This window comes from Stenotrophomonas sp. Steno-Z1 (assembly GCF_056393175.1).
Genome location: NZ_JBWJPB010000002.1, coordinates 497,640 through 519,984, shown reverse-complemented (window position 1 = coordinate 519,984; position 22,345 = coordinate 497,640). Strand labels below are relative to the sequence as shown.

At 68.1% G+C, this 22,345-nt stretch carries 18 protein-coding genes and 1 pseudogene; 13 read left to right on the top strand and 6 right to left on the bottom strand.

From position 1 onward, the window contains the following. Positions 1-118: 118 nt before the first annotated feature. Complete coding sequence (locus AC06FD_RS09075) at positions 119-1,555, bottom strand: glutamine synthetase family protein (RefSeq protein ID WP_478077606.1); 1,437 nt, start codon at positions 1,553-1,555, stop codon at positions 119-121. Further along, on the bottom strand, positions 1,552-2,310 hold the full coding sequence (locus AC06FD_RS09070; RefSeq protein ID WP_478077605.1) for a gamma-glutamyl-gamma-aminobutyrate hydrolase family protein: 759 nt from the start codon (positions 2,308-2,310) through the stop codon (positions 1,552-1,554). The genes AC06FD_RS09075 and AC06FD_RS09070 overlap by 4 nt, the downstream gene beginning before the upstream one ends. Before the next feature lie 142 nt (positions 2,311-2,452). Between AC06FD_RS09070 and AC06FD_RS09065 the strand changes: the two genes are divergently transcribed. After that, on the top strand, positions 2,453-3,754 hold the full coding sequence (locus AC06FD_RS09065) for an NAD(P)/FAD-dependent oxidoreductase (RefSeq protein ID WP_478077604.1): 1,302 nt from the start codon (positions 2,453-2,455) through the stop codon (positions 3,752-3,754). 193 nt (positions 3,755-3,947) lie between these two features. Further along, on the top strand, positions 3,948-5,558 hold the full coding sequence (locus AC06FD_RS09060) for an MASE1 domain-containing protein (protein ID WP_478077603.1): 1,611 nt from the start codon (positions 3,948-3,950) through the stop codon (positions 5,556-5,558). A gap of 58 nt (positions 5,559-5,616) precedes the next feature. Here the strand turns inward: AC06FD_RS09060 and AC06FD_RS09055 are convergent, their stop codons facing one another. Further along, on the bottom strand, positions 5,617-6,045 hold the full coding sequence (locus tag AC06FD_RS09055; protein ID WP_478077602.1) for a hypothetical protein: 429 nt from the start codon (positions 6,043-6,045) through the stop codon (positions 5,617-5,619). A gap of 341 nt (positions 6,046-6,386) precedes the next feature. Here AC06FD_RS09055 and AC06FD_RS09050 point away from each other — a divergent pair, with 341 nt between their 5' ends. Both AC06FD_RS09050 and AC06FD_RS09045 read left to right on the top strand, forming a co-directional pair. Continuing rightward, on the top strand, positions 6,387-7,727 hold the full coding sequence (locus AC06FD_RS09050) for a diguanylate cyclase (RefSeq protein WP_259204305.1): 1,341 nt from the start codon (positions 6,387-6,389) through the stop codon (positions 7,725-7,727). A 70-nt stretch (positions 7,728-7,797) separates the two neighbouring features. Next, positions 7,798-8,259 carry a bacteriohemerythrin gene (locus tag AC06FD_RS09045; RefSeq protein ID WP_259204304.1) on the top strand — a complete coding sequence of 154 codons (462 nt, stop codon included), beginning with the start codon at positions 7,798-7,800 and terminating at the stop codon, positions 8,257-8,259. Here AC06FD_RS09045 and AC06FD_RS09040 read toward each other — a convergent pair. Then, positions 8,240-9,532 (bottom strand): MFS transporter, encoded by a 1,293-nt coding sequence (locus AC06FD_RS09040; protein WP_394164696.1) that lies wholly within the window; start codon positions 9,530-9,532, stop codon positions 8,240-8,242. The genes AC06FD_RS09045 and AC06FD_RS09040 overlap by 20 nt on opposite strands. A gap of 174 nt (positions 9,533-9,706) precedes the next feature. Between AC06FD_RS09040 and AC06FD_RS09035 the strand changes: the two genes are divergently transcribed. After that, complete coding sequence (locus AC06FD_RS09035) at positions 9,707-10,330, top strand: hypothetical protein (protein WP_478077601.1); 624 nt, start codon at positions 9,707-9,709, stop codon at positions 10,328-10,330. A gap of 6 nt (positions 10,331-10,336) precedes the next feature. On the opposite strand, the gene AC06FD_RS09030 is transcribed toward AC06FD_RS09035, so the two are convergent. After that, complete coding sequence (locus tag AC06FD_RS09030; protein ID WP_478077600.1) at positions 10,337-11,839, bottom strand: aldehyde dehydrogenase; 1,503 nt, start codon at positions 11,837-11,839, stop codon at positions 10,337-10,339. 108 nt (positions 11,840-11,947) lie between these two features. Here AC06FD_RS09030 and aptA point away from each other — a divergent pair, with 108 nt between their 5' ends. The 4 genes and pseudogenes from aptA to AC06FD_RS09010 all read left to right on the top strand — a co-directional run bounded on the left by aptA (position 11,948) and on the right by AC06FD_RS09010 (position 16,191). Further along, the gene (gene aptA, locus AC06FD_RS09025; protein WP_449335020.1) at positions 11,948-13,300 is read left to right on the top strand and encodes an omega-aminotransferase AptA; all 1,353 of its coding nucleotides are present in this window, start codon (positions 11,948-11,950) and stop codon (positions 13,298-13,300) included. Positions 13,301-13,379: 79 nt separating this feature from the next. Beyond that, positions 13,380-14,054 (top strand): annotated as a pseudogene (locus AC06FD_RS09020) (ParB N-terminal domain-containing protein); the annotation flags it as partial. Between the two features lie 348 nt (positions 14,055-14,402). Next, the gene (locus AC06FD_RS09015) at positions 14,403-15,695 is read left to right on the top strand and encodes a DUF445 domain-containing protein (RefSeq protein ID WP_259204295.1); all 1,293 of its coding nucleotides are present in this window, start codon (positions 14,403-14,405) and stop codon (positions 15,693-15,695) included. 97 nt (positions 15,696-15,792) lie between these two features. After that, positions 15,793-16,191, top strand: a complete 399-nt coding sequence (locus tag AC06FD_RS09010; protein ID WP_259204294.1) for a DUF4124 domain-containing protein — start codon at positions 15,793-15,795, stop codon at positions 16,189-16,191. Here the strand turns inward: AC06FD_RS09010 and AC06FD_RS09005 are convergent. Then, entirely contained in the window at positions 16,166-17,395 is a 1,230-nt protein-coding gene (locus tag AC06FD_RS09005; protein ID WP_478077599.1) for an aminotransferase class V-fold PLP-dependent enzyme, read from the bottom strand. The genes AC06FD_RS09010 and AC06FD_RS09005 overlap by 26 nt on opposite strands. A 286-nt stretch (positions 17,396-17,681) precedes the next feature. Between AC06FD_RS09005 and AC06FD_RS09000 the strand changes: the two genes are divergently transcribed. The 4 genes from AC06FD_RS09000 (at position 17,682) to AC06FD_RS08985 (ending at position 22,332) form a co-directional block, all read left to right on the top strand. Beyond that, complete coding sequence (locus AC06FD_RS09000) at positions 17,682-19,913, top strand: TonB-dependent siderophore receptor (RefSeq protein ID WP_478077598.1); 2,232 nt, start codon at positions 17,682-17,684, stop codon at positions 19,911-19,913. 117 nt (positions 19,914-20,030) lie between these two features. Next, positions 20,031-20,354 (top strand): DUF3649 domain-containing protein, encoded by a 324-nt coding sequence (locus AC06FD_RS08995; protein ID WP_478077597.1) that lies wholly within the window; start codon positions 20,031-20,033, stop codon positions 20,352-20,354. Beyond that, entirely contained in the window at positions 20,351-22,000 is a 1,650-nt protein-coding gene (locus AC06FD_RS08990; RefSeq protein WP_478077596.1) for a PepSY-associated TM helix domain-containing protein, read from the top strand. Before AC06FD_RS08995 ends, AC06FD_RS08990 begins: the two co-directional genes overlap by 4 nt. Continuing rightward, on the top strand, positions 21,997-22,332 hold the full coding sequence (locus AC06FD_RS08985; RefSeq protein WP_478077595.1) for a DUF3325 domain-containing protein: 336 nt from the start codon (positions 21,997-21,999) through the stop codon (positions 22,330-22,332). The genes AC06FD_RS08990 and AC06FD_RS08985 overlap by 4 nt, the downstream gene beginning before the upstream one ends. The last annotated feature ends 13 nt before the right edge of the window (positions 22,333-22,345 follow it).

Sequence of the window (22,345 nt, the reverse complement as noted above, 5' to 3'; positions counted from 1 at the left end):
AGGTGCGAGATGGGGGAACCGGCAGGACCGGTACGACGGGTGCCAGCCTACCGGGCACGCCCGCATTTTCCCAGCACGCCGCCCTCACGGCCATGCCGGACCTGGCGGGACGGCGCACTCAGACATTGAGCAGCAGGAACTCGCGCTCCCAGGAGCTGATCACGCGGAAGAAGGTCTCGTACTCCTTGCGCTTGACCGACACATAGGCGCGGCAGAAACGCTCGCCCAGCATCTCGCGCAGCTCCGGGCAGCCTTCCAGCCCGTCCAGCGCCTCGCCCAGCGAGCGCGGCAGGTCGTAGCCCAGTTCCTTGGCGCTGCCGCTGATCGGGGCGGTCGGCGAGCCCTGCTCGCGGATGCCCAGCAACCCGGCGGCCAGGGTGGCGGCCATGGCCAGGTAGGGGTTGGCGTCCGAGCCGGCGAAGCGGCTTTCCACGCGCATGTTCTCCGGGGTATCCAGCGGCACGCGCAGGCCGCAGGTACGGTTGTCGAAGCCCCAGTGCACGTTGCTCGGCGAGACCTCGCCGAACACCAGCCGGCGGTAGGAATTCACGTTCGGGGCGAAGAATGCCATCGCCATCGGCACGTATTTCTGCAGGCCCGCCAGGTAGTGGCCGAACAGCGGGCTGAAGTCCTCCCCGCCGTGTTCACCGGTGAACACATTGTGGCCGTCGCTGATGCGCAGCAGGCTCTGGTGGATGTGCATGGCGCTGCCCGGTTCGTTCTCCATCGGCTTGGCCAGGAACGTGGCGTAGACGCCGTGGCGCATCGCCGACTCGCGCATCGTGCGCTTGAACAGGAACACCTGGTCGGCCAGGTCCATCGCGTTGGCGTGGGTGAAGTTGACCTCCAGCTGGGCCGCGCCGGATTCGTGGATGAGCGTGTCCACGTCCAGCTTCATCGCATCGCAGTAGTCGTACATCAGGTCGAGGATCGGGTCGAACTCGTTGACCGCATCGATCGAGTAGGACTGGCGCGCGGTCTCCGGGCGGCCGGAGCGGCCGGCGGGCGGCAGCAGCGGGAAGTCCGGGTCGGTGTTCTTCTGCACCAGGAAGAACTCCAGCTCCGGCGCCACCACCGGGCGCAGGCCCAGTTCGGCATAGGCGTCCAGCACCCGCCGCAGGACGTTGCGCGGGGCCAGCTCGTGGGGCTCGCCATGCTTGGTGTAGCAATCGTGGATGACCTGCGCGGTCGGGTCGGTGGCCCATGGCACCATGCGCACGGTGTCCGGGTCCGGGCGCAGGATCATGTCCGAGTCCGACGGCGAGGTCAGTTCGTAGTAATCGTCCGGGAATTCACCGGTGACCGTGGTGGCGAAGATGCCCTCGGGCAGGCGCGTGCCGTAATCGTGCGAGAACTTGTCGGCGGGGATGATCTTGCCGCGCGCGTTGCCGGTGATGTCCGGCACCAGGCACTCCACCTCGGTGATGCGCCGTTCCTTGAGCCAACGCAGCAGCGCGCTCTCCTCCGGCACGGGCGGCGCGGCGGCCTTGCGCGAAGGATTGGCCGCCTTGCGCGACGGGGAAGCGGTTTTGCGCGAACGCGTTCGGGTGGTCATGACCGGTCTGCTTTGCAGGAGTAACGGCGACAAGCATCGCCGAAGGCTTGGAAAATACGGTGATGGAACGGGGTGTCGGTGACACGCCATTCCGGATGCCACTGTACCCCGAGCACGAAGGCATGCGCGTCGCTGCGCGCGGCCTCGACCAGGCCATCGTCGGCGCGGGCCTCCACGCGCAGGCCCGCGGCCAACCGATCGATGCCCTGCCCGTGCACCGAATTGACCGTGACCGCAGCGGCCCCGGCCCAGTCCGACAGCCACCCGCCCTGGACCAGCCGCACCGGGTGCGCCGGCGCATACTGCTGCTCGACCGGTGCGTCCGGATCTTCGCGGTGGTCCATCAGGCCGGGCACCGCGTGCACGCGCTGGTGCAGGGTGCCGCCGAGGGCCACATTGAGTTCCTGGAAGCCGCGGCAGATGGCCAGCACCGGCAGGTCGCGGGCGAGTGCGGCCTGCAGCAGCGACAGCGCCGTGGCATCGCGCGCGGGATCGTGCAGGTTGCCCGCCCAGCTGGGCGCGCCGCCGTAGTGATGCGGCTCGATGTTGCTCACCGCGCCGGTCAGCAACAGGCCGTCGAGGCGGTCCAGCCAGGGCTCGGCCGGCAGCGGCGGTTGCAGGCTGGGCAGCAGCACCGGGGTGGCGCCGGCGGCCAGGCACAGCGCGCGCACGTATTTTTCGCCCGCCACGGCGAAGCGGTGGTGGCCCAGCGTCGTGCTGTCGGTCGGCAGGCCGACCCAGGGGGACGAGACCATGCGTCATGCTCGGATGACCTGCGCGCACGTTACCGCCGGCGTGCGACCGGACGCAACCGACGGTGGGCCGTCACATGCCTGCGCGCGTGCCTGCGACAGACTGTCCGCTGTTCCGGGGCCGGGTTGCTGGCATGCTGTCGCCATGAGTGCCGTTTTTTCGGGCCGTTCCGGCCAGGACCACGTTGCCAGCTGGTACGCCGACAGCGTGCCGGCGCAGCCCCTGCGTGCGCCGCTGGCGGGTGATGTGGACACCGACGTGTGCGTGCTCGGCGCCGGCTACACCGGCCTGTCGGCGGCCCTGTCGCTGGCCGAGCGCGGCTTCCGCGTGGTGGTACTGGAGGCGCAGCGGGTCGGCTGGGGTGCGTCCGGGCGCAACGGTGGCCAGGCCATCGTCGGCTACGGCTGCGAGGTGGACACGCTCGAAGCGCTGGTCGGCACGGACGATGCTCGCCACCTGTTCGACTTTTCGCGCGAGGGCATGGCCCTGCTGCGGCATCGCCTGCAGCGTTACCAGATCGACTGCGATTGGCGCGACGGCCATGCCAGCGTGCCGATCCGCCCGCGCCAGGAACGCACGCTGCGCGCGGGCATGATCGAACTGGCCGAACGCTACGACTATCCGCTGCAGTGGTGGGACCGCCAGCAGCTGCGCGAGCAGCTGGACAGCCCGCGCTACAGCGGGGCGATGTTCGATGCGGCCAGCGGCCACCTGCATCCGCTCGCCTATGCGCAGGGGCTGGCACGCGCCGCTGAACAGCAGGGGGTGGTCATCCTGGAACAGTCGCCGGTGCTGCAGCTCATCCGCGGCCCGCGGCCGCAGCTGCGCACCGCCCACGGCAGCGTCAGCGCCGACCACGTGGTGATCGCCGGCAATGCGCTGCTGCAGGGCATCGCACCGGAACTGGAAGCGCGGATCATGCCGGTGGGCACCTATATCGGCGCCACCCCGGTACTGGGGGCCGAGCGGGCGCGCGGACTGATCCACAACGACATGGCCGTGGCCGACGTCAGCTGGGCGCTGGATTACTTCCGGCTCAGCGCCGACCACCGGCTGTTGTTCGGCGGACGGGCCAGCTACTCGGCGCTGCCGCCGCCCGGGCTGCGCGGGGTGATGACCCGGCGCATGCACCAGGTGTTTCCGCAGTTGGCCGATGTGGCCATGGAGCAGGTCTGGGGCGGCTACGTGGACATCACCCGCAACCGCGCGCCCGATTGGGGCCGCCTCACCCCCAACGTCTACTACGCCCAGGGCTTCTCCGGCCATGGCGTGGCCGCGACCGGGCTGGCCGGGGCAGTGCTGGCCGAGGCCATCGCCGGGCAGAACGAACGCATCGATGTATTCGAGCGCATTCCCCACCGCCGCTTCCCCGGCGGCCGGCTGCTGCGCACGCCGCTGCTGGTGGCGGCGATGTCCTGGTACAAGCTGCGCGATGTGTTGTGGTGAAGGTGGCTGGAGATTGAGATAGCCATCTCATTTGTAAAACGCTGAGCGGTGTGACCACCGGCACGTCGCCGCCTCATCCGATTCTGATAATCGCCGTCTGCAATTGCATAAACCGACTTCCGCCGATACCGTCCTGTCTGAACGGAATAGTCCAGTACATGGACCGTGGCTGGGCACGAACGGGAGGGAACGCGTGCAACTGGATTGGTGGAAAGATGGGCTTCAAGTAAACCTTCACATTCGTCCGGCTGGATTCGTGTTGGCTGCTGCGTATGCCATCGCCTGCTGGGCCGCGCGCCAACTTTCACTGGATCAGTTCTACCTACCCGCGGGCGTTCGCGTAGCAGCGGTCCTGTTGTGCCCGCCGCGGTTTTGGCCGTATCTGTTGCTGGGCGAATACGCCTACTTCATGCAGATGCGCTACCCGATGGTGGAAAAGTACGGACTTACCTGGGTGATTCTGGCATCCGCCAGTTTGATGCCGGCAGTAATGCTGGTAGTGCGCTTGCACCGAAAGATGATGGCCGCAACCAAGACCATGTGGCTCATTTCCGTCGCAGCAGCATCGGCGGTCGTGGTGACATCGCTGAATATCGCTCTGTCCGAACTACTCTGGCCCATTCCCCCGGAAATGCCGGCAGCCACCGGTATTGCCCGTTACATCGTAGGTGACTTCATCGGCATCCTGACGGTTGCCCCCCTTGCCCTGCTCTGGGCACGCCGACATGCGGAACCGGAGTGGACCACCGCATTTCGCAGGCAGACCCTTGCGGCTCTATCGCTGATGCTGCTGCTCGGGCTTTCCGCCATGTTGATTCCACCTGAATCAGCAACGGCGAAGACCAGCGTGCAATTGCTGATGGCCGTCCCTGCGATTGCACTGACGTGCCTGCACGGCTGGCGTGGCGCGGCCATTGGGGTGCCGGCGCTGAACCTGATCATTGGGCTGACTACCCCGGGCCCCTATCCGTCATCATTTGATCCTGCATCCTTCGCCACCCAGCAGGTCATGGCGATCGCCGGTGCGGCGCTGTTTGTGCTGGGCGCGCGCATCACGCATTACTACCACCGTTACCGCATTCGGGATGTCAATGAGAAAAATGCGATCAAGCTAGCCAGGAGCTCGCACAGGGCCAGCGAAATGGATCTGCGCGAGCGTGCCATCCACCTGAAGAAGCTGGGTGATGGCATCGACATGTCTCTCACCGAAGTGGTGAACTGGCTCAAGCAACAAGGCCACCATGCAATCGCAACCAGTCTCCTGCATACCTCGGCCGTGCACTCGCGCCAGTTCCGCGAGCAAGCCAGCATGGTGTACCCCACCGCACTTGAACAGGTGGGTTTGTATGTGGCGCTACAGGCGGGCGGCGTGCGCGAGGCGTGGGACCTCACCCACCGGGTCGTTCGCCCTCAACTGACCGGTGACCCGTGTCAGTTGAGCATTGAAGTTCAGCTTGCCACTTACCGCGCACTCACAGACAGCGTGTCGCTACTGCTGAAGCACGAATCCGGACAGATCCGGGTTCAGGCACGGTGTGGTCGATTCGGAGGAAGGAGCGGAATACTGGTCACGGTGGCGTTACTGGATGCCAAGCGCGCGCTTTCCGGAGCAACGGAAACACTGGCCATGGAGCGACTGGCGGGCCGAATACTTGCCTATGGCGGCGTTATCCATTGCCGCCAGAATCGAATCAGGATGGTTCTGATGGAAGGCCCGACAAGAACCCCGTCCGAAGTCAAGGATTACAGCGGATTCGCGCCCATCGGGGCCGCTGGCAGTGACAACCATCAGGCGCTGACCTGAGGCCCGCCCGACAAGGGAACCTGCAGGTGGGCTGCGCCACCCGCAGGTCATTTCTCCATCAGTCGAGGGCTTCAACCGACCACAGGACACCTGCTCCACTGCGATAGAGGACCAGGGCAAACGTCTGATTCTGGTAAACCAGGGACCGCACTGCATTGGCAGGGGCCTGGATGGGCCCTTCCGGCAACGACACCTGCGCGGAACTGTCCCCTGCCGGCAGGACCCAGAACACGTCATCCGCGTTGCCGATGATCAACTGTACTCGTCCTGCCAGATCATTCACCTGGTAATAAGTGATCCCATCCCGCTGAAATCCATACAGGCGCCAGCCGGGGTCCAGGCTCAGGTTGAGAGCAAGCGGCTGGGACTGACCCAGGCCTCGCTTTGCGAGCTGTACGCCATGATTATCGGACTGTGCCGATGCGAACATCGGTACCGCAGCCAGGATCAAAATGCCAACTGCATGTCTAAAATGGGAAATCCGCACATTAGCCTCCAGGTCGAGTTTAGCGAGGGGTACTCCGACGACAGTATCTTCTGCCGCCCGGGGGTGAACAACGACGCACGTTGCGGGCCATAGGACGGCTGGAAGCCACGGGTAGCCAGGCCGGGCAGCTGACGACGCCAGCGATACTACCGCTATAGATGGAAGGGTTCGGGTCCGGCCCGGGCTTTTGACACAAATCCGATGACCGCCCGGGTCGCAGCAGACGACCACCGTCGCATCGGGCTCAGGCAGTCAGATCCAGGCGTCCGACATCCACCCTAAAGTTGCATGTGAAATCGCCGCTAACTCTGCCGACCCACTCGAATCCGAGCGTACGCCACATGCCGGCACTGTTGCAGGGCGCTTTCGACAGCGACCCCGGTGATGCCCTCCCCCAGCGGATCCTGCTGGTGGAAAACTCGCGCACGTTCACCAGCATGCTGGGCGAGGCCATCGAACAACGGCTGGAGCTGCCGGTGTCGGTGGCGACCAGCCTGGCCGAGGCCGGCCGGCTGCTCGACCAGGAGCAGGGCTGGTTCCTGGTGCTGACCGGGCTGGTGCTGGCCGACGGCGACCGCGACACGGTGGTGGAGTTCTTCGTCTCGCGCGGCCTGCCCACGGTGGTGGTCAGTGGCGTGTACGACGAAGACCTGCGCAAGCGCGTGCTGCAGCAGCAGATCATCGACTACGTGCTCAAGAACACCCCCGGCAGCGTGGACTACCTGGTGTGGCTGGTGCAGCGGCTGGAACGCAACCGGCGCATCGCCGCCCTGGTGGTGGACGACTCGATGTCGGCGCGGATGTACGCGGCCTCGCTGCTGCGCATGTACGGCCACACCGTGTACGAAGCCGCCGACGGCGCCGAAGGCCTGAAGGCGATCGAAGCGCACCCGGCGATCCGCCTGGCCGTGGTCGACCAGGAGATGCCGGGCATGGAGGGGGTGGAGTTCACCCGCCGGCTGCGCACCCTGCGCTCGCGCGACAAGGTCGCGGTGATCGGGATCTCCGGCAACACCGACCCGTCGCTGATCCCGCGCTTCCTCAAGAACGGCGCCAACGACTTCCTGCGCAAGCCGTTCTCGCGCGAGGAGTTCTTCTGCCGGACCTCGCAGAACGTGGACCAGCTGGAGTTGATCGGCACGCTGCAGGACCTGGCCACCCGCGATTTCCTGACCGGGCTGCCCAACCGGCGCAGCTTCCTGGAACAGAGCCAGCGCCAGTTGCCGCAGCTGCACCTCAACGACGCGCTGGTGGCGGTGGCGATGATCGACATCGACCACTTCAAGCACATCAACGACACCTACGGCCACGAGGCCGGCGACGATGCGCTGCGCGCGGTGGCGGCGGCCGTGGCCGGGCATGCGCGTGAGCAGGACCTGATCGCGCGGTTCGGCGGCGAGGAATTCTGCCTGCTGGTGCCGGGACTGGAAGAAGACGAGGCGCTGGGCTACTTCGAGATGCTGCGCGAGCGCATCGCCGCGCTGGAGGTGATGCTTGGCGAGACCACCCTGCGCATGACCGTGAGCATCGGGCTGTGCTGCCTGCGCCCGCAGCGCGATTCGCTGCACCGGTTGATCTCCGAGGCCGACCGCCAGCTGTACCTGGCCAAGGCCGGGGGCCGCAACCGGGTGAGCTGCACCAGCGTGGCCAGCGCCGCCCGGGAAGCGGCCCTGGTGCCTTGATCGAGATCAACGCAGGCCCGGTGCCGGCCACCTAGAGTCGTTCCCAGTTGAACATCACGGGGAACGCACCATGGCACTTCTGGTCTGGCAGGACGACCTGAACATCGGCATCGACGTCATCGACCACCAGCACATGCGGATCGTGGAGATGCTCAATCACCTGCACGTGGCGCAGACCAGCCTGCAGCGGTTGGCGGTGGCCGAGGTGATCGACGAGCTGGTGGACTACACCCTGTCGCACTTCGCCTTCGAGGAAGAGCTGATGGAAGAAGCCGGCTACCCGTTCTGCGCGGCGCACAAGCGCGTGCATGAGATTTTCATCAAGCGCGTGGCCGAGTACCGCCTGCGCTTCCAGGCCGGCGAAGACATCAGCGACGAACTGCGCACCATGCTGTCGCGCTGGCTGTTCAATCACATCCGGGGCGACGACAAGGCCTACGCGCCGCAGGTCAAGCTGCACCTGAACCAGTTCGCCCGCGAGCACCAGCAAGGGGGCTGGCTGGGACGCACGCTCAAGCGCTTCTTCCGCTGAGCGCGGCGCGGCGCCCCATCGCCAGCAGCGCCAGGATGGTGACCAGCGCAGTCAGGCACAGGTAGTAGCCCACCGCGAGCAGGCCGAAGCGTTCGGCCAGCCAGGTAGCCACGTAGGGCGCCGGTGCCGCGCCGAGGATGCCGGCCAGGTTGAACGACAACGACGCACCCGTGTAGCGCACCTGCACCGGGTAGATCTCGGCCAGGAAGGTGCCGCAGGGGCCGTAGGTCAGGCCCATCAGGAACAGGCCCAGCGACAGGAAGCCGAGCACCATCCACGGGCTGCCGGCCTGGAACAGCGGCGCGAATACCACCCCGAAGGCGAGGATCAGGCCACTGGCCACGATCATCGTGCGCCGCGTGCCCCAGCGGTCGCCATACAACGCCGACAGCGGGATGCCCGCGGCGAAGAACAGGATCCCGACCATCTGCAGCAGCAGGAACTGTTCGCGGCTGTAGTGCAGCACCGTGGTGCCGTAGCCCAGGGTGAACACCGTCATCAGGTAGAACAGCACGAAGGTGGCGAAGGCGCCGAGCGTGCCCAGCACCAGGGTGACGCCGTGATCGCGGATGACCGTCCACATCGGCAGTTTGACCCGCTCGTTGCGGTCCAGCGCCGCCTGGAACGCCGGCGTCTCGTGGATGTTCAGGCGCACCCACAGGCCGACCGCGACCAGCAGCGAGCTGGCCAGGAACGGCACGCGCCAGCCCCATTGCAGGAAGTCGGCGTCGCTCATCGCGCGACCGAGCAGCAGGAAGATGCCGGCCGACAGCAGGAACCCCAGCGGCGCGCCCAGCTGCGGGAACATGCCGTACCAGGCGCGCTTGCCCGGCGGCGCGTTCTCGGTGGCCAGCAGCACGGCCCCGCCCCACTCCCCGCCCAGCCCCAGGCCCTGGCCGAACCGGCACAGCGCCAGCAATGCCGGGGCGAGGATGCCGATGCTGGCGTGGGTGGGCAGCAGGCCGATCGCCACGGTGGACACGCCCATGGTCAGCAGCGCCGCCACCAGCGTAGCCTTGCGCCCGATCCGGTCGCCATAGTGGCCGAACACCGCCGAGCCCACCGGGCGCGCGATGAAGGCCACCGCGAAGGTCGCCAGCGATTGCAGCAACGCCGCGCCATCGCTGCTTTCCGGGAAGAACAGGTGCGGGAACACCAGCACCGCGGCGGTGGCGTAGATGTAGAAGTCGAAGAACTCGATGGTGGTGCCGATCAGGCTGGCCAGCAGGATGCGGCGGGGCGAATTGGCGGCAGGTGCGGCAGGAGTCGACATCGGGTACACGCAAGGAGGCAGCTGCCGGATTCTGCCACGCGCCCGGCCCGGCGCGAACGATGGTTGCAGACGTGACGGTCGGGCTGTGACCGCGCCCGCAACTGGCACACCCGCGCGGAACTCCCGGCACGACCCGCGGTCAGAGCAGGTCGATTCCGTCAGGATGGACAGGGAATGTCGTCATCGATGCAGTCCCCGCCTGCGCCACGCTGGAGCCGGCCCTGCGCGATCGCGGTAGTGATCGCCGTACACGGCCTGTTGTTGCAGGTGCTGCTGGCGCCGGCCCCGCCGGCAGGCATCGGCGAGCACGACGACCGGTTGCGCATGCGCTGGCTGCCGCGCCCCGAGCCGGTGCCGCCGCCGGCGCTGAAGCGGCAATCGGCCGCCGCGACTGCGTCGACGCCACGGCCATCGGTGCCCGCGCCGGCCCGTATCCAGGCCGCTGCCTCCCCTCCCGTAGCGGCGCCGGCGGCACGGCCGCTGGACCTGCGCGTGCCGGGGCTCGGGCCGGGCCAGGATGGCGTGGACGCGGCCACCTTCGTCGCGCCGGTCATCGGGCGGCGCGAGGTACACGCCGCCTTCGCGCCACCGCCCCGCCGCTTCCGCATGAAGCGCGGCCTGACCCCGGAGCAGCTCGTGCAGGGCATCGCGCAGGCCCTGCAGATGTGGCCGCCGGGCTACGTCGTCGATCCCTGCCGGCTGAGCAACGCGCAGGTGGACTATTTCCAGAACGCGGTGGACGAGCGCGACCGCGACCTGCTGCGCGAGGCGCTGGTCAGCCAGCGCCAGGACTGCTGAGCGGGCTCACTCGCCCAGGTGGATCCAGGTGGCCTTGATCTCGGTGTACTTGTCGAAGGCGTGCAGCGATTTGTCGCGGCCGATGCCGGACTGCTTGTAGCCACCGAACGGCGCGGTCATGTCGCCGCCATCCCATTGGTTGACCCAGACGCTGCCGGCACGCAGTTGGCGCGCCACCCGATGCGCGCGGCCCAGGTCGCGCGTCCACAGGCCGGCGGCCAGCCCGTAGCTGGAATCATTGGCCAGGCGCAGCGCATCGGCCTCGTGCTCGAAGCCAAGCACCGCCAGCACCGGGCCGAAGATCTCCTCGCGGGCGATCGCGTGGCCTGCATCGACCTCGTCGAACACGGTCGGCTGCACGTAGCTGCCACCGGCCACCACCTCCACCCGCTTGCCGCCCAGCAGCAGGCGCGCGCCCTCGGCCTGGCCGCGGTTGATGTGCGCCAGCACGTGCTCGGCATGGGCCGCATCGACCAGCGCGCCCATCGGCGCGTCCGGGTCGAACGGATGGCCCGGCTGCATGCGCCGCGCATGGGCCAGCACCCGGGTCACGAATTCGTCCTGGATGGAGCGCTGCACCAGCAGCCGCGAGGCCGCGGTGCAGACCTCGCCCTGGTTGTAGAAGATGCCGGTGGCCGCCGCCTGCGCGGCCTTGTCCAGGTCCGGCGCGTCGGCGAACACCAGGTTCGGGCTCTTGCCACCGCATTCCAGCCAGGTCCGCTTGAGGTTGGACAAGCCCGCACACTGCAGCAGCCGCCGGCCCACTGCGGTGGACCCGGTGAAGGCCAGTGCATCCACGTCCATGTGCAGCGCCAGCGGCTCGCCGGCGCGCGTACCGTCGCCGGGCAGCACGTTGAACACGCCGTCGGGGATGCCGGCCTCGGCGACCAGCGCGGCCAGCCGGATCGCACTCAGGGGCGAGCGCTCGGAGGGCTTGAGGATCAGCGAATTGCCCGCCGCCAGCGCCGGGGCGATCTTCCAGCAGGCCATCAGCAACGGGAAATTCCACGGCACGATCGCGGCGACCACGCCGACCGGCTCGCGACTGACCAGGCCCAGCGTATCCGGCGCGGTGGGGGCGATCTCGCCGTACACCTTGTCGATCGCCTCGGCGGTCCAGCGCAGGCAGCGCACCGCGCCGGGCAGGTCGCCCTGGCGCGCGTCGCGCACCGGCTTGCCCATGTCCAGGCTTTCCAGCAGGGCCAGCTCGTCGGCATGTTGTTCGACCAGGTCGGCCAGGCGCAGCAGGATCTTCTTGCGCTGCACCGGCGCGGCGCGCGACCAGTGGCCGGCGTCGAAGGCACGCCGCGCGGCAACCACCGCGCGCTCCACGTCGGCGGCACTGCAGTCGGCCACCTGGACCAGTACGCGGCCGTCGATCGGGCTGATGCAGGCAACGCGCGCGCCATCGGCGGCATCGACGTACCGTCCATCGATGAAGGCCTGCGCATGCACCACCAGTGCGTCGGCCTGGGCCTGCCATTCCTCGCGGGTGCGGACAGTCGTCATCACGGTCTCCAGCAGCGGTATCGGCCCCCTTTATACCCAGCGCGCCGGCCCCGCGCCGTGACGCATCTGCGATAGAGTCGTGACCATCCGGTCCCTGCGGAGTTGCCGATGCGCCGTGCCGAAAGCCCGTTGTCGTCCCTGTCCCAGCAGCGCCCCGAGTCGCTGGAGGCGTTCTGGATGCCGTTCAGCGCCAACCGCCAGTTCAAGGCCGCGCCACGCCTGCTGGTGCGGGCCGAGGGCATGTATTACCACGATGTCGACGACCGCCCGATCCTGGATGCCGCCGCCGGGCTGTGGTGCTGCAATGCCGGCCACGCCCGCCCGCGGATCGTGCAGGCCATCCAGCAGCAGGCCGCCACGCTGGACTTCGCCCCGCCCTTCCAGATGGGCTCGCCATTGCCCTTCGTGCTGGCCCAGCGGCTGGCCGCGCTGGCCCCGGCAACGCTCAACCACGCGTTCTTCAGCAACTCCGGCTCCGAAGCGGTGGATACCGCGATGAAGATCGTGCTCGGCTACCACCGCCTGCGCGGCGAGGGCCAGCGCACGCGCTTCATCGGGCGCGAAAAGGCCTACCACGGAGTCGGTTTCGGCGGCCTGTCGATCGGCGGCCTGCCCAACAACCGCAAGCAGTTTGGCGCGTTGCTGGCCGGCAGCGATTTCCTGCGGCATACCCTGGACCTGCAACGCAACGCGTTCAGCCCCGGCCTGCCGCGCCACGGTGCCGAGCTCGCCGAGGACCTGGAGCGGCTGATCGCGCTGCATGATGCCTCCACCATTGCCGCGGTGTTCGTCGAACCGGTGGCCGGCTCGGCCGGGGTGATCCTCCCGGCCCCGGGCTACCTGCAACGGCTGCGCGAAATCTGCGACCAGCACGGCATCCTGCTGGTGTTCGACGAGGTCATCACCGGCTTCGGCCGGGTCGGCAACGCCTTCGCCGCGCAGCGCTTCGGGGTCACTCCGGACCTGATGACCCTCGCCAAGGGGCTCACCAACGGCGCGGTGCCGATGGGCGCCACGCTGGTCTCCGATGCGGTGCATGCCGCCTACATGCAGGGCCCGCCGGCGGCGATCGAGCTGTTCCATGGCTATACCTATTCGGCCCACCCGCTGGCCTGCGCGGCCGCGTTGGCCACCCTGGACACCTACGCCGAGGAGCACCTGTTCGAGCGCGCGATCGAACTGGGCGAGTACTGGCAGTCGGCGCTGCACAGCCTGCGCGGGCTGCCGCACGTAATCGACATCCGCAACTTCGGGCTGGTCGGCGCGGTGGAACTGATGCCCCGCAAGGATGCCCCGGGCGCGCGCGGCTACGAGGTGTTCGAGCGCTGCTTCCGCGACGGCGGGCTGCTGGTGCGCTGTACCGGCGACGTGATCGCGCTGTCGCCGCCGCTGATCATCGACAAGGCGCAGATCGACCGGATCGTGGAGATCCTGGGCGACATGATCAACGCCACCGGCTGAGCCTGAATCCCCGGGCGACGACGGCGACCGCCGCGATCCTTACAATGGTCGGTCACGTTTCGCTCGCGTACCGGATTGCATGGACATTGTCGTCAAAGAAGAACTCAAGGCCTACATCGATCCCCTGACCCCCGACGAGCACGACGCCCTGGAGCGCAGCATCCTGGCCGAAGGCTGCCGCGATGCACTGGTGTTGTGGGGTGATGTGCTGGTGGACGGACACAACCGCTACGGCATCTGCCAGAAGCACGGGCTGCCGTTCCAGACCGTGCAGAACACGCGCTTCCAGTCGATGGACGACGTGCACCTGTGGATGATCGAGCAGCACCTGGGCCGGCGCAGCGTCTCGGACTTCCAGCGTGGCGTGCTGGCCCTGCGCAAGCGCGACATCCTGGCCGAGCGCCACCGTATCGAGCAGGCCGAGCTGCAGAAGGAAAGCGACGGCGAGATTGCCGATGCCGCCGTGGCCAGCGATGAAGACAGCCCGCCGTGGGCACCGGCCCCGAAGGTCAGCCGTGCCGACATGGCGCGCGAGGCCCGCCTGAGCAGCAGCCAGGTGACGATGATCGAGCGCATCCACAAGCAGGCCGCGCCGGAGCTGGTCGAAGCGGTCAAGACCGGCGTCATCTCGATCAGCGCGGCCGCGGCGGTGGCCGACCTGCCCGAAGAGGAGCAGCGCGCGGCGGCGGTCGGCGGCAAGGACGAACTGAAGCAGGCGGCCAAGCGCGTGCGCGAGGCCAAGCGCAAGCCGCGCAAGCCGGTGCAGGAGGTGCTGCACAGCGCCGATGACGGCATGGAAATCGACCCCAGCCGGGAGGCCGAGATCGCCGAGGCGCTCACTGCGCTGGGCGAAGGCCCGGCCGAGCTGCGCCAGCGCGTGATCGCCCTGACCCTGGAAAACGACGCCCTGCGCCAGCAGCTGGCCGCGCTGCGCAGGCAGTTGGCCGAGGCCTGAGGTCGTGCCGGCCGTTGGCCGGCACCCGCCTCAACGCTCGTCGGGATGAGCGTGGTTGCCGGCCAACGGCCGGCACGGCGGTACTTCGTCGGAGGGGGTGCGGCCGGCACCACCGAACGCTCATGCGGGGATGGGTAGACTGGACCGATGACGCCCATCTCATCCCCCGACCCGCGCCGCGCCCAACTACGCCGCCTCAAGCTGATCGCGCTGGCCATGCTGCTGGCGATGCTGGCCGGCTTTGTGATCAGCCACCTGCAGGGCGAACGCGGCATCTGGGCCTGGGTCTCGGCCTTCTGCGAGGCCGCCGCGGTGGGCGCGCTGGCGGACTGGTTCGCGGTGGTGGCCTTGTTCCGCCGTCCGCTCGGCCTGCCGATCCCGCACACCGCGATCATCCCGCACAGCAAGGAGCGCATCGCCGACAGCCTGGCGGTGTTCGTGCGCGACCAGTTCCTGGAACCGCAGGCGCTGTTGGCGCGGTTGCAGGTCTTCGACCCGGCCAGCCGGCTCGGCAGCTGGCTGGCCGATCCGGCGCGCTCCAGGCTGCTGGCCGACATGGCCCGCGGCTGGGCCCTGCAGGCGCTGGATTTCCTCGACGAGGCCGCGGTCCGGCGCAGCATCCAGGGCTTCGTGATCCAGCAGTTGCGGCAGTGGAATGCCGCCGCGACCGCCGGTGAACTGCTCGGCCTGCTCACCGCCGACAACCGTCACCAGCGCGTGCTCGATGAAGGCCTGACCCGGGTCGGCGAGTGGCTGGACACCCCCGCGGTCAAACAGCGCGCCTCCGAACTCATCGTGCGCTACATCCAGCGCGAATGGCCCAAGCTGGCCAGCACGGTGAACTGGGTCAAGCCGATCGACGAGATCGGCGACAGCCTGGCCGAGCGCATGGCGCACGCGGTGCTGGGCGAGCTGCAGCAGATCCTGGCCCAGCCCGAGCATCCGCTGCGCCGCGACTACGAGACCTGGCTGGCCGACTATATCCAGCGCCTGCGCAGCGACCCGGCGCTGGCTGGGAAGATCGACCAGATCAAGCAGCAGGTGATCGACCACCCGGCCGTGCAGGACTATGTGCAGGGGCTGTGGGAGCGCATCCACGCCAGCCTGCGCGCCGACCTCTCCAGCGAAGACTCCGCGCTCGCCGGCCACCTGCGCCGCAGCCTGGCCTCGGTCGGCCAGGCCCTGCAGGACGATCCCTCGTTGCGCGAGGCACTCAACCAGCACCTCATGGACGGCGCCGAACGGCTCACCAGCCGCCTGCGCGAGGGCGTCACCCAGCACATCGCACAGACCGTCAAGGGCTGGGACGAGCGTCACCTGGTCGAACAACTGGAACTGAGCGTCGGCCGCGACCTGCAGTTCATCCGCTTCAACGGCACCCTGGTCGGTGGCCTGATCGGCCTGCTGCTGCACGCGCTGACGGTGTGGATGCACTGGTAGCACGGCCAGCCGGTTGACGAATTGACCGGGTGTTTTTGTGAAATGGTTCGCGTATTCTGCCGCGCATTCCGGGCCGGAGTGGCCCACAGGGGGAATCATGCGACGAACCATTTTCGTGCTGGCGCTGTGTGCGCTGGCCGGCAGCGCCCATGCCGGGCGCGTCTACAAATGCCTGGCCGGCGGCCAGACCAGCTACCAGACCGTGCCCTGCGCGCCCGAGCACGATACCGGCGTGACCCGGCCGATCACCAAGGACCCCAACCTCACCTGGGAAGAGCGCAGCCGCGCCCAGCGCGAGCTGTACGACGCGCGCCGGCGCATGCAGGCCGACGCCGGCCGGGGCCAGCCGGCGGTGCGTGGCACCGTCATCGATGGCGCGGTGGACCCGGAGAAATGCGAGGACCTGCGCATGCGCCGCGAGATCAGCGAGGCCTTCGGGCGCGCACCGCCGCCGCGCATCGACGACGAGATCAAGAAGGCGTGCGCGACGCGCTGAGCGCCCGCACCGCCGCCACCAGCGCGTCCATCTGCGCCGGCGTGCTGAAGATGCCCGGGGTGGCGCGCAGGCAGGCACCGGAGGCCAGCCCGTCGCGCGGCACCACGAACACACCGGACTGCCGGACCATGCGCTCGGCGGTGGCCGTGTTGGCGGCCATGCTGGCCTGCCCGCGCAGGCGGAAGGACGCGATCGCGCTGGACAGGCGCGGATCGGGCGATGCCAGCAGTTGCACGCGATCGTCCCCGGCCAGCGCCTCCAGCCAGCGGTTGCGCAGGTACAGCAGGCGGGCGCGCTTGTTGGCCACGCCGATCCGCTGGTGCAGTTCAAGCGCGACCGGCAGCGCCAGGTAGGCGGCGAAGTTGACCGTGCCGGTGTGGATGCGGGTACCGATGTCATCGTGGTCGGCTTCGCCCATGTAGGGGTCGAGGTCACGTACGCGGCCACGACGCACGTACATCGCCCCCATCCCCACCGGCGCACCGATCCACTTGTGCAGGTTGATGCCGACGAAATCCACGCCGAGTGCGCGCAGCGGCGTCTCCACCTGGCCGATGCCATGCGCGGCATCCAGCATCACCTCCACGCCTGCGGCACGCGCCATCGCGGCGATCTCGGCTACCGGCAGCAGCATGCCGTTGCGGTGGTTGACCTGGGTAAGCAGCAACAGCCGCGTGCGCGGGTAGCGCGCCAGCGCCTGGCGATAGGCCTCGATCACACTGTCATGGTCGAATGGCTCGGGCAGCGCGATGTGCTGCACCTCCACCCCGCGGCGCACCCGCAACCACTGCATCGCCGCGATCATGCTGTCGTAGTCGGTATCGGCGTACAGCACGCCGTCCCCCGGGGCCAGCGCGTTGTAGCCGCCGATCAATGCCTGCATCGCCTCGGTGGCGCCGCGGGTGAGCACGATCTCATCGGTGTCCACGCCGAGGGCGTCGGCCAGCTGCACGCGGGCCTGGTCGAACAGCGGCGGGAATGCCAGCCGCCCGAACCAGGCGTTGCCGGCGTTCACCGTGGCCGTGGCCTGCTGGTACGCCTGCAGCACCGGCCGCGCCATCGCCCCCCAGTAGCCGTTGTCGAGCATGACCACCTGGTCGGTGAGGTCGTACAGCGCGCGCACCTGCCCCCACCAGGCCTCGTCACCGGCCAGTTGCGCAGGCGAGCGCCCATCGATTGCAGGCAGCACCACCGGATCGCTCATCGATTTTCCTGCTGTGTTCGGAGACGCCAGTATGGCCACGCCGGCGTGTCGAACCCATGCAGGACGCTTGCCGAACGAAATGATAATGACTATCATTCAGGCAATGGGTGTACGCCCAGCCCATCGGCCCCGACGGCACCCTGCGTGCCTCGCCGCCTGCGCCCCGCGTACATCCCCTGCTTCGATTCCGTACCTGCCGGTGTTGCCGCCGGCAACGTGGCGTCGCGCCCGGCGCGGCCCGCAATGGATTGCATTGACGCCACTTCACCCCTTTGGAATGCCTGCCATGTCTGCCGCACCTGCCTCGCCGCCGTCCCGACCGTCGCTGCTCGCCCTTGCCCTGCTCGCCGCGCTTGCCGGGCATGCCCCCATGGCGCTGGCAGACGCCGCGCCGGCCGACGCCACCACGCTGGACACGGTCAAGGTCACCGCCGACGGCGATATCCCCACCTCGTACACGGTCAAGCAGGCGCGCACCGCGACCAAGCTGGACCTGTCGCTGCGCCACACGCCGCAGTCGGTGACCGTGGTCACCCGACAGCGCCTGGATGACATGGGCCTGTACGCGCTGTCGGACGTGATGGGCCAGGTCACCGGCGTGCATGTCTCGGTCACCGACAGCGAGCGCATCAGCTACATCTCGCGTGGCTATGCCATCAACAACTTCCAGATCGACGGCATGCTCAACACGTTCGGCGGGTCGCTCAAGACCAACACCGACAGCGTGATCTACGAACGCATTGACGTGGTGCGCGGCGCCACCGGCCTGACCACCGGCGCCGGCGACCCCTCGGGCACGATCAACATGGTGCGCAAGCGCCCGACCACCGACGTGGCGATGAGCGCCGGGCTCACCGTGGGCCGCTGGGGCAACCAGCGCCTGGAAGCGGACATCGGCGGCCCGATCGCGCTGGAGGGGCGCGTGCGGGCGCGTTTTGTCGCCGCCAAGCAGCAGAGCGATTCGTTCCGTGATGTCTACGCGCTGGACAAGGACGTGTTCTACGGCATCGTCCAGGCCGACCTCGGCGACCGTACCCTGCTGGAAGTGGGCTATGACTACCAGTCGCCCAGGACCACCGGCGTCACCTGGGGCGTGGTGCCGTACTGGGGCGCCGATGGCAAACCGGCCAACCTGCCGCGCTCGACCAACCTGTCCGCCACCTGGAGCAGCTGGCCGATCGTGGAGAAGACCACCTTCGCGCGGCTGGAACAGCAGCTGGGCAACAGCTGGTCGCTCAAGGCGGCCGCCACCCAGGCCAAACGCGATACCGACGGCGACGTCTGGTACGGCGCCTCGGGCTATCCGCGCGCGGACGGCACCGGCGTGTCCGGCTTCATCTCGCACTTCGCCGAGCGCAGCCGGATGAACGTGTTCGACCTCAATGCCAGCGGCCCGTTCCAGCTGTTCGGCCGCGAGCATGAGCTGGTGGTCGGCATCGGCCAGTCGGTGCGAAAGGGCGAAGTGCCCGCCGCCGACTACGACTACACCGGCGCCTACGACCAGGTCCCGGACTGGCGGCATTGGACCGGCGATGTCGCCCCGCTGCCGGTGACCCGTTACGACTGGCTGTCCTCGGAAAACGAACTCAAGCAGAAGGCCGCCTACCTGGCTGCGCGCCTGCAGTTGGCCGACCCGCTGCTGGCGGTGGTCGGCGCGCGGTACGGCAGCTGGGAAACCCGCACCTGGGCCTACACCCACGACGAGGCCGGCAGGCTCACCGGCACCACCCGCGGCGGCTACAAGCCCGACGATTCGCTCACGCCCTACCTGGGCGTGATCTACGACGTCAGCCGCGATCTCAGCGCCTATGTCAGCTACACCGACATCTTCCAGCCGCAGAACTACCGCGACCGCAACAACAGCTACCTCGAGCCGGTGGTCGGCGACATGTGGGAAGCCGGCCTGAAGGGCGAGTTCTTCGGCGGTCGCCTCAATGCGTCGGCTGCGGTATTCAAGGGCGAGAAGGACAACGTGGCCGAGGTGGACGATTCGGTACCGCCGGGTGCATTGCCCGATGGCACCGATGCCTATCGCTCCACCGGCAAGGGCAACAAGGTCAAGGGCTGGGAGCTGGAAACCCAGGGCAGCATCACCGAGACCTGGAACATCTCCGGTGGCTTTGCCCACACCACCGTGCGCAACCAGGCCGGCGTGGCACAGAACACCACCAACCCGGTGGACACCTTCCGCCTCAACACCAGCTGGCGCCCGGGCGTTGCGGGAAACCGGCTGTCGCTGGGCGGCGGGGTGACCTGGCAGAGCAGGATCTACCGCAACAGCACCAAGCCCCGCGCCGATTACCTGACCAGCGGCCGCACCGAATCGGCGCTGATCACCCAGGACGCGTTCTACCTGGTCAACGTGTTCGCCGGCTATCGCTTCACCCCGAATTTTTCGGCGCAGCTCAACATCAACAACCTGCTCGACAAGAAGTACTACAGCAACGTCGGTTTCTACAACGGCGTGTACTGGGGCGAGCCGCGCAACGTGATGGCGACCCTGCGCTGGACGCTGTAACCGTTCTCCAAGGGAACGTTGCCCTGTGCAGCGACACGGCCATGGACGGCCACTATTCCATGCATCACCGGCCGCGGCCGGTGATGTCCGTTGATCGACTCTACATTGCAGGTTCCCGTGGACAGCACGCCTGACGCCAGCTGGTTCAGCCGTTTCGGACGTTTCTTCGCCCGCCCCTGGTCGGGGGTGCTGTCGCGCTCGCTGGCCGCCATCTTCGGTGGCTATGCGCTGGCGGCAACCTGTTCGATGTTCTTCGCCGTAGCCCTGCCGATCGCGCGCGGGCAGGCCGTCCTGACCGGCATGATGGTGGCCATCGTGCTGTGCGCCTGCGCGGCCCTGTGGGCCTTTGCCACCCGCACCGCGCTGCGCGCCTGGGTGGGCATCGCCCTGCCGACCGCCGCGTTCTGGATCGGCATCGCCCTGCTGAGGACCAGCGCATGAAGAACGGATTCCGCCAGTCGATGGCCTGGCTGCACACCTGGACCGGGTTGCTGGTCGGCTGGCTGCTGCTGCTGATCTTCATGGCCGGCACCGCCAGCTACTACCGCGAGGAGATCAGCCGCTGGATGCGCCCGGAACTGCCGCGCAGCACGGTGTCCAGCGAGGTTGCCGCCGAGCGCGCGATCGCGTTCCTGCAGCACAAGGCACCGCAGGCCGAAAGCTGGAACGTGACCCTGCCCGACCCGCGCAACCCGGCGATGCGGATGTTCTGGCGCAACCCCGAATCGATGGTCAAGCCACCGGCCGAGGGCGAGAAGCGCCGTCGCCGCGGCGGCGGCCGCTTCGGCGACGCCACCGTCGACCCGGGCACGGGTGAGGAAGTGGCCGCGCGCGAAACCCGCGGCGGCGATTTCTTCTACCGCCTGCATTTCGACCTGCACTACATCCCGGTGCTGTGGGCCCGCTACCTGGTCGGCTTCTGCGCGATGTTCATGCTGGTGGCGATCATCACCGGGGTGATCACCCACAAGAAAATCTTCAAGGACTTCTTCACCTTCCGCAAGGACAAGGGCCTGCGGTCGTGGCTGGATTTCCATAATGTCAGCGCGGTGATGGCCCTGCCCTACCACGCGATGATCACCTACACCGGCATCGTCACGCTGATGTTCATGTACCTGCCGTGGGGGGTGAACGTGGCCTACCCCAAGGACGAGGAGGCGTTCTTCAGCGAGGCCTTCGCGCGCCTGGCCGACATCGACACCCCGACCGAAGGCACCGCCACCGCGCTGCCGATCCAGCAACTGCTGGACACTGCGCGTGCGGAATGGAAGGGCGCGCAGGTCAGCGGGTTCACGCTGTACCACCCGGGCGGCGCCAATGCGGTGATCGATGTGTACCAGCGCGACGGCAAGCGCCTCTCGGTGGATACCCCATCGCTGCGCTATGACGCGGTGAACGGAACCCTGATCGAGGCCAGCCCGCTGTCCGGTGGCGCCATCCAGACCCGCGGGGTGATGTACGGCCTGCACCTGGCGCGCTTCGCCGATTGGGGGCTGCGCGCGCTGTTCTTCGTGTCCGGGCTGATCGGCTGCCTGATGGTGGCCAGCGGCGTGGTCCTGTGGGCGGTGAAGGAACGGCCCAAGCATGCCAAGTCCGGCAGGATCGGCGTCGGCCTGCGCCTGGTGGACGCGCTCAACATCGGCGCGGTGGCCGGCCTGCCGATCGCGTTTGCGGCCTACTTCCTGGGCAACCGGCTGTTGCCCGTGCAGCTTGCCGAACGCGCCGATGCGGAAGCCAACGTCTTCTTCTACGCATGGGGCGCGGCGCTGCTGGCCGCCTTCCTCTGGCCGAAACGGCTGATGTGGGCATGGCAGCTGTACCTGGGCGCGGCGCTGTTCGCGTTGATCCCGGTGGTCAACGCGCTCACCACCCACGCGCACCTGGGCGTGACCCTGCGGAACGGTGACTGGGTGCTGGCCGGGTTCGACCTGGTGATGCTCGCCTTCGGTGCCGTGTTGGCGTACTGCGGCCTGCGCATGCAGCGCTGGCAGCCGGCGCTGAGCGCGGCGGAAAAGAAGAAGCGCCAGGCGGCCGCGGCGGCGGCAACCAAGGCCCAGGCAAGCGCGGGCACGGAGGTCAACGCATGATGCTGCTGGCGATCGCCGTGTGCTTCTCGTCCTTCACCGCGTTGTCGCTGGCGATGGACAAGCACCAGCTCGACCTGCACGGCAAGGCGGCAGCCACGCCTGCGCGCATGCGGCTGTGGCGCTGGCTGGGCTGGACGCTGCTGGTGCTGGGCTTCGGGCTGTGCGTATGGGACCACGGCTGGGCCGCCGGCCCGGTGCTGTGGCTGGGGGCGATGACGGTCAGCGGCATGCTGATCGCCTTTGGCCTGTACCCGTTCCGACCGCGCTGGATCGCGCCGCTGGCGTGGGTGTTGCCGCTGGTGGGACTGGTGGTGGCGGTGGTCGCGCGCTGAGGGAGCGCATATC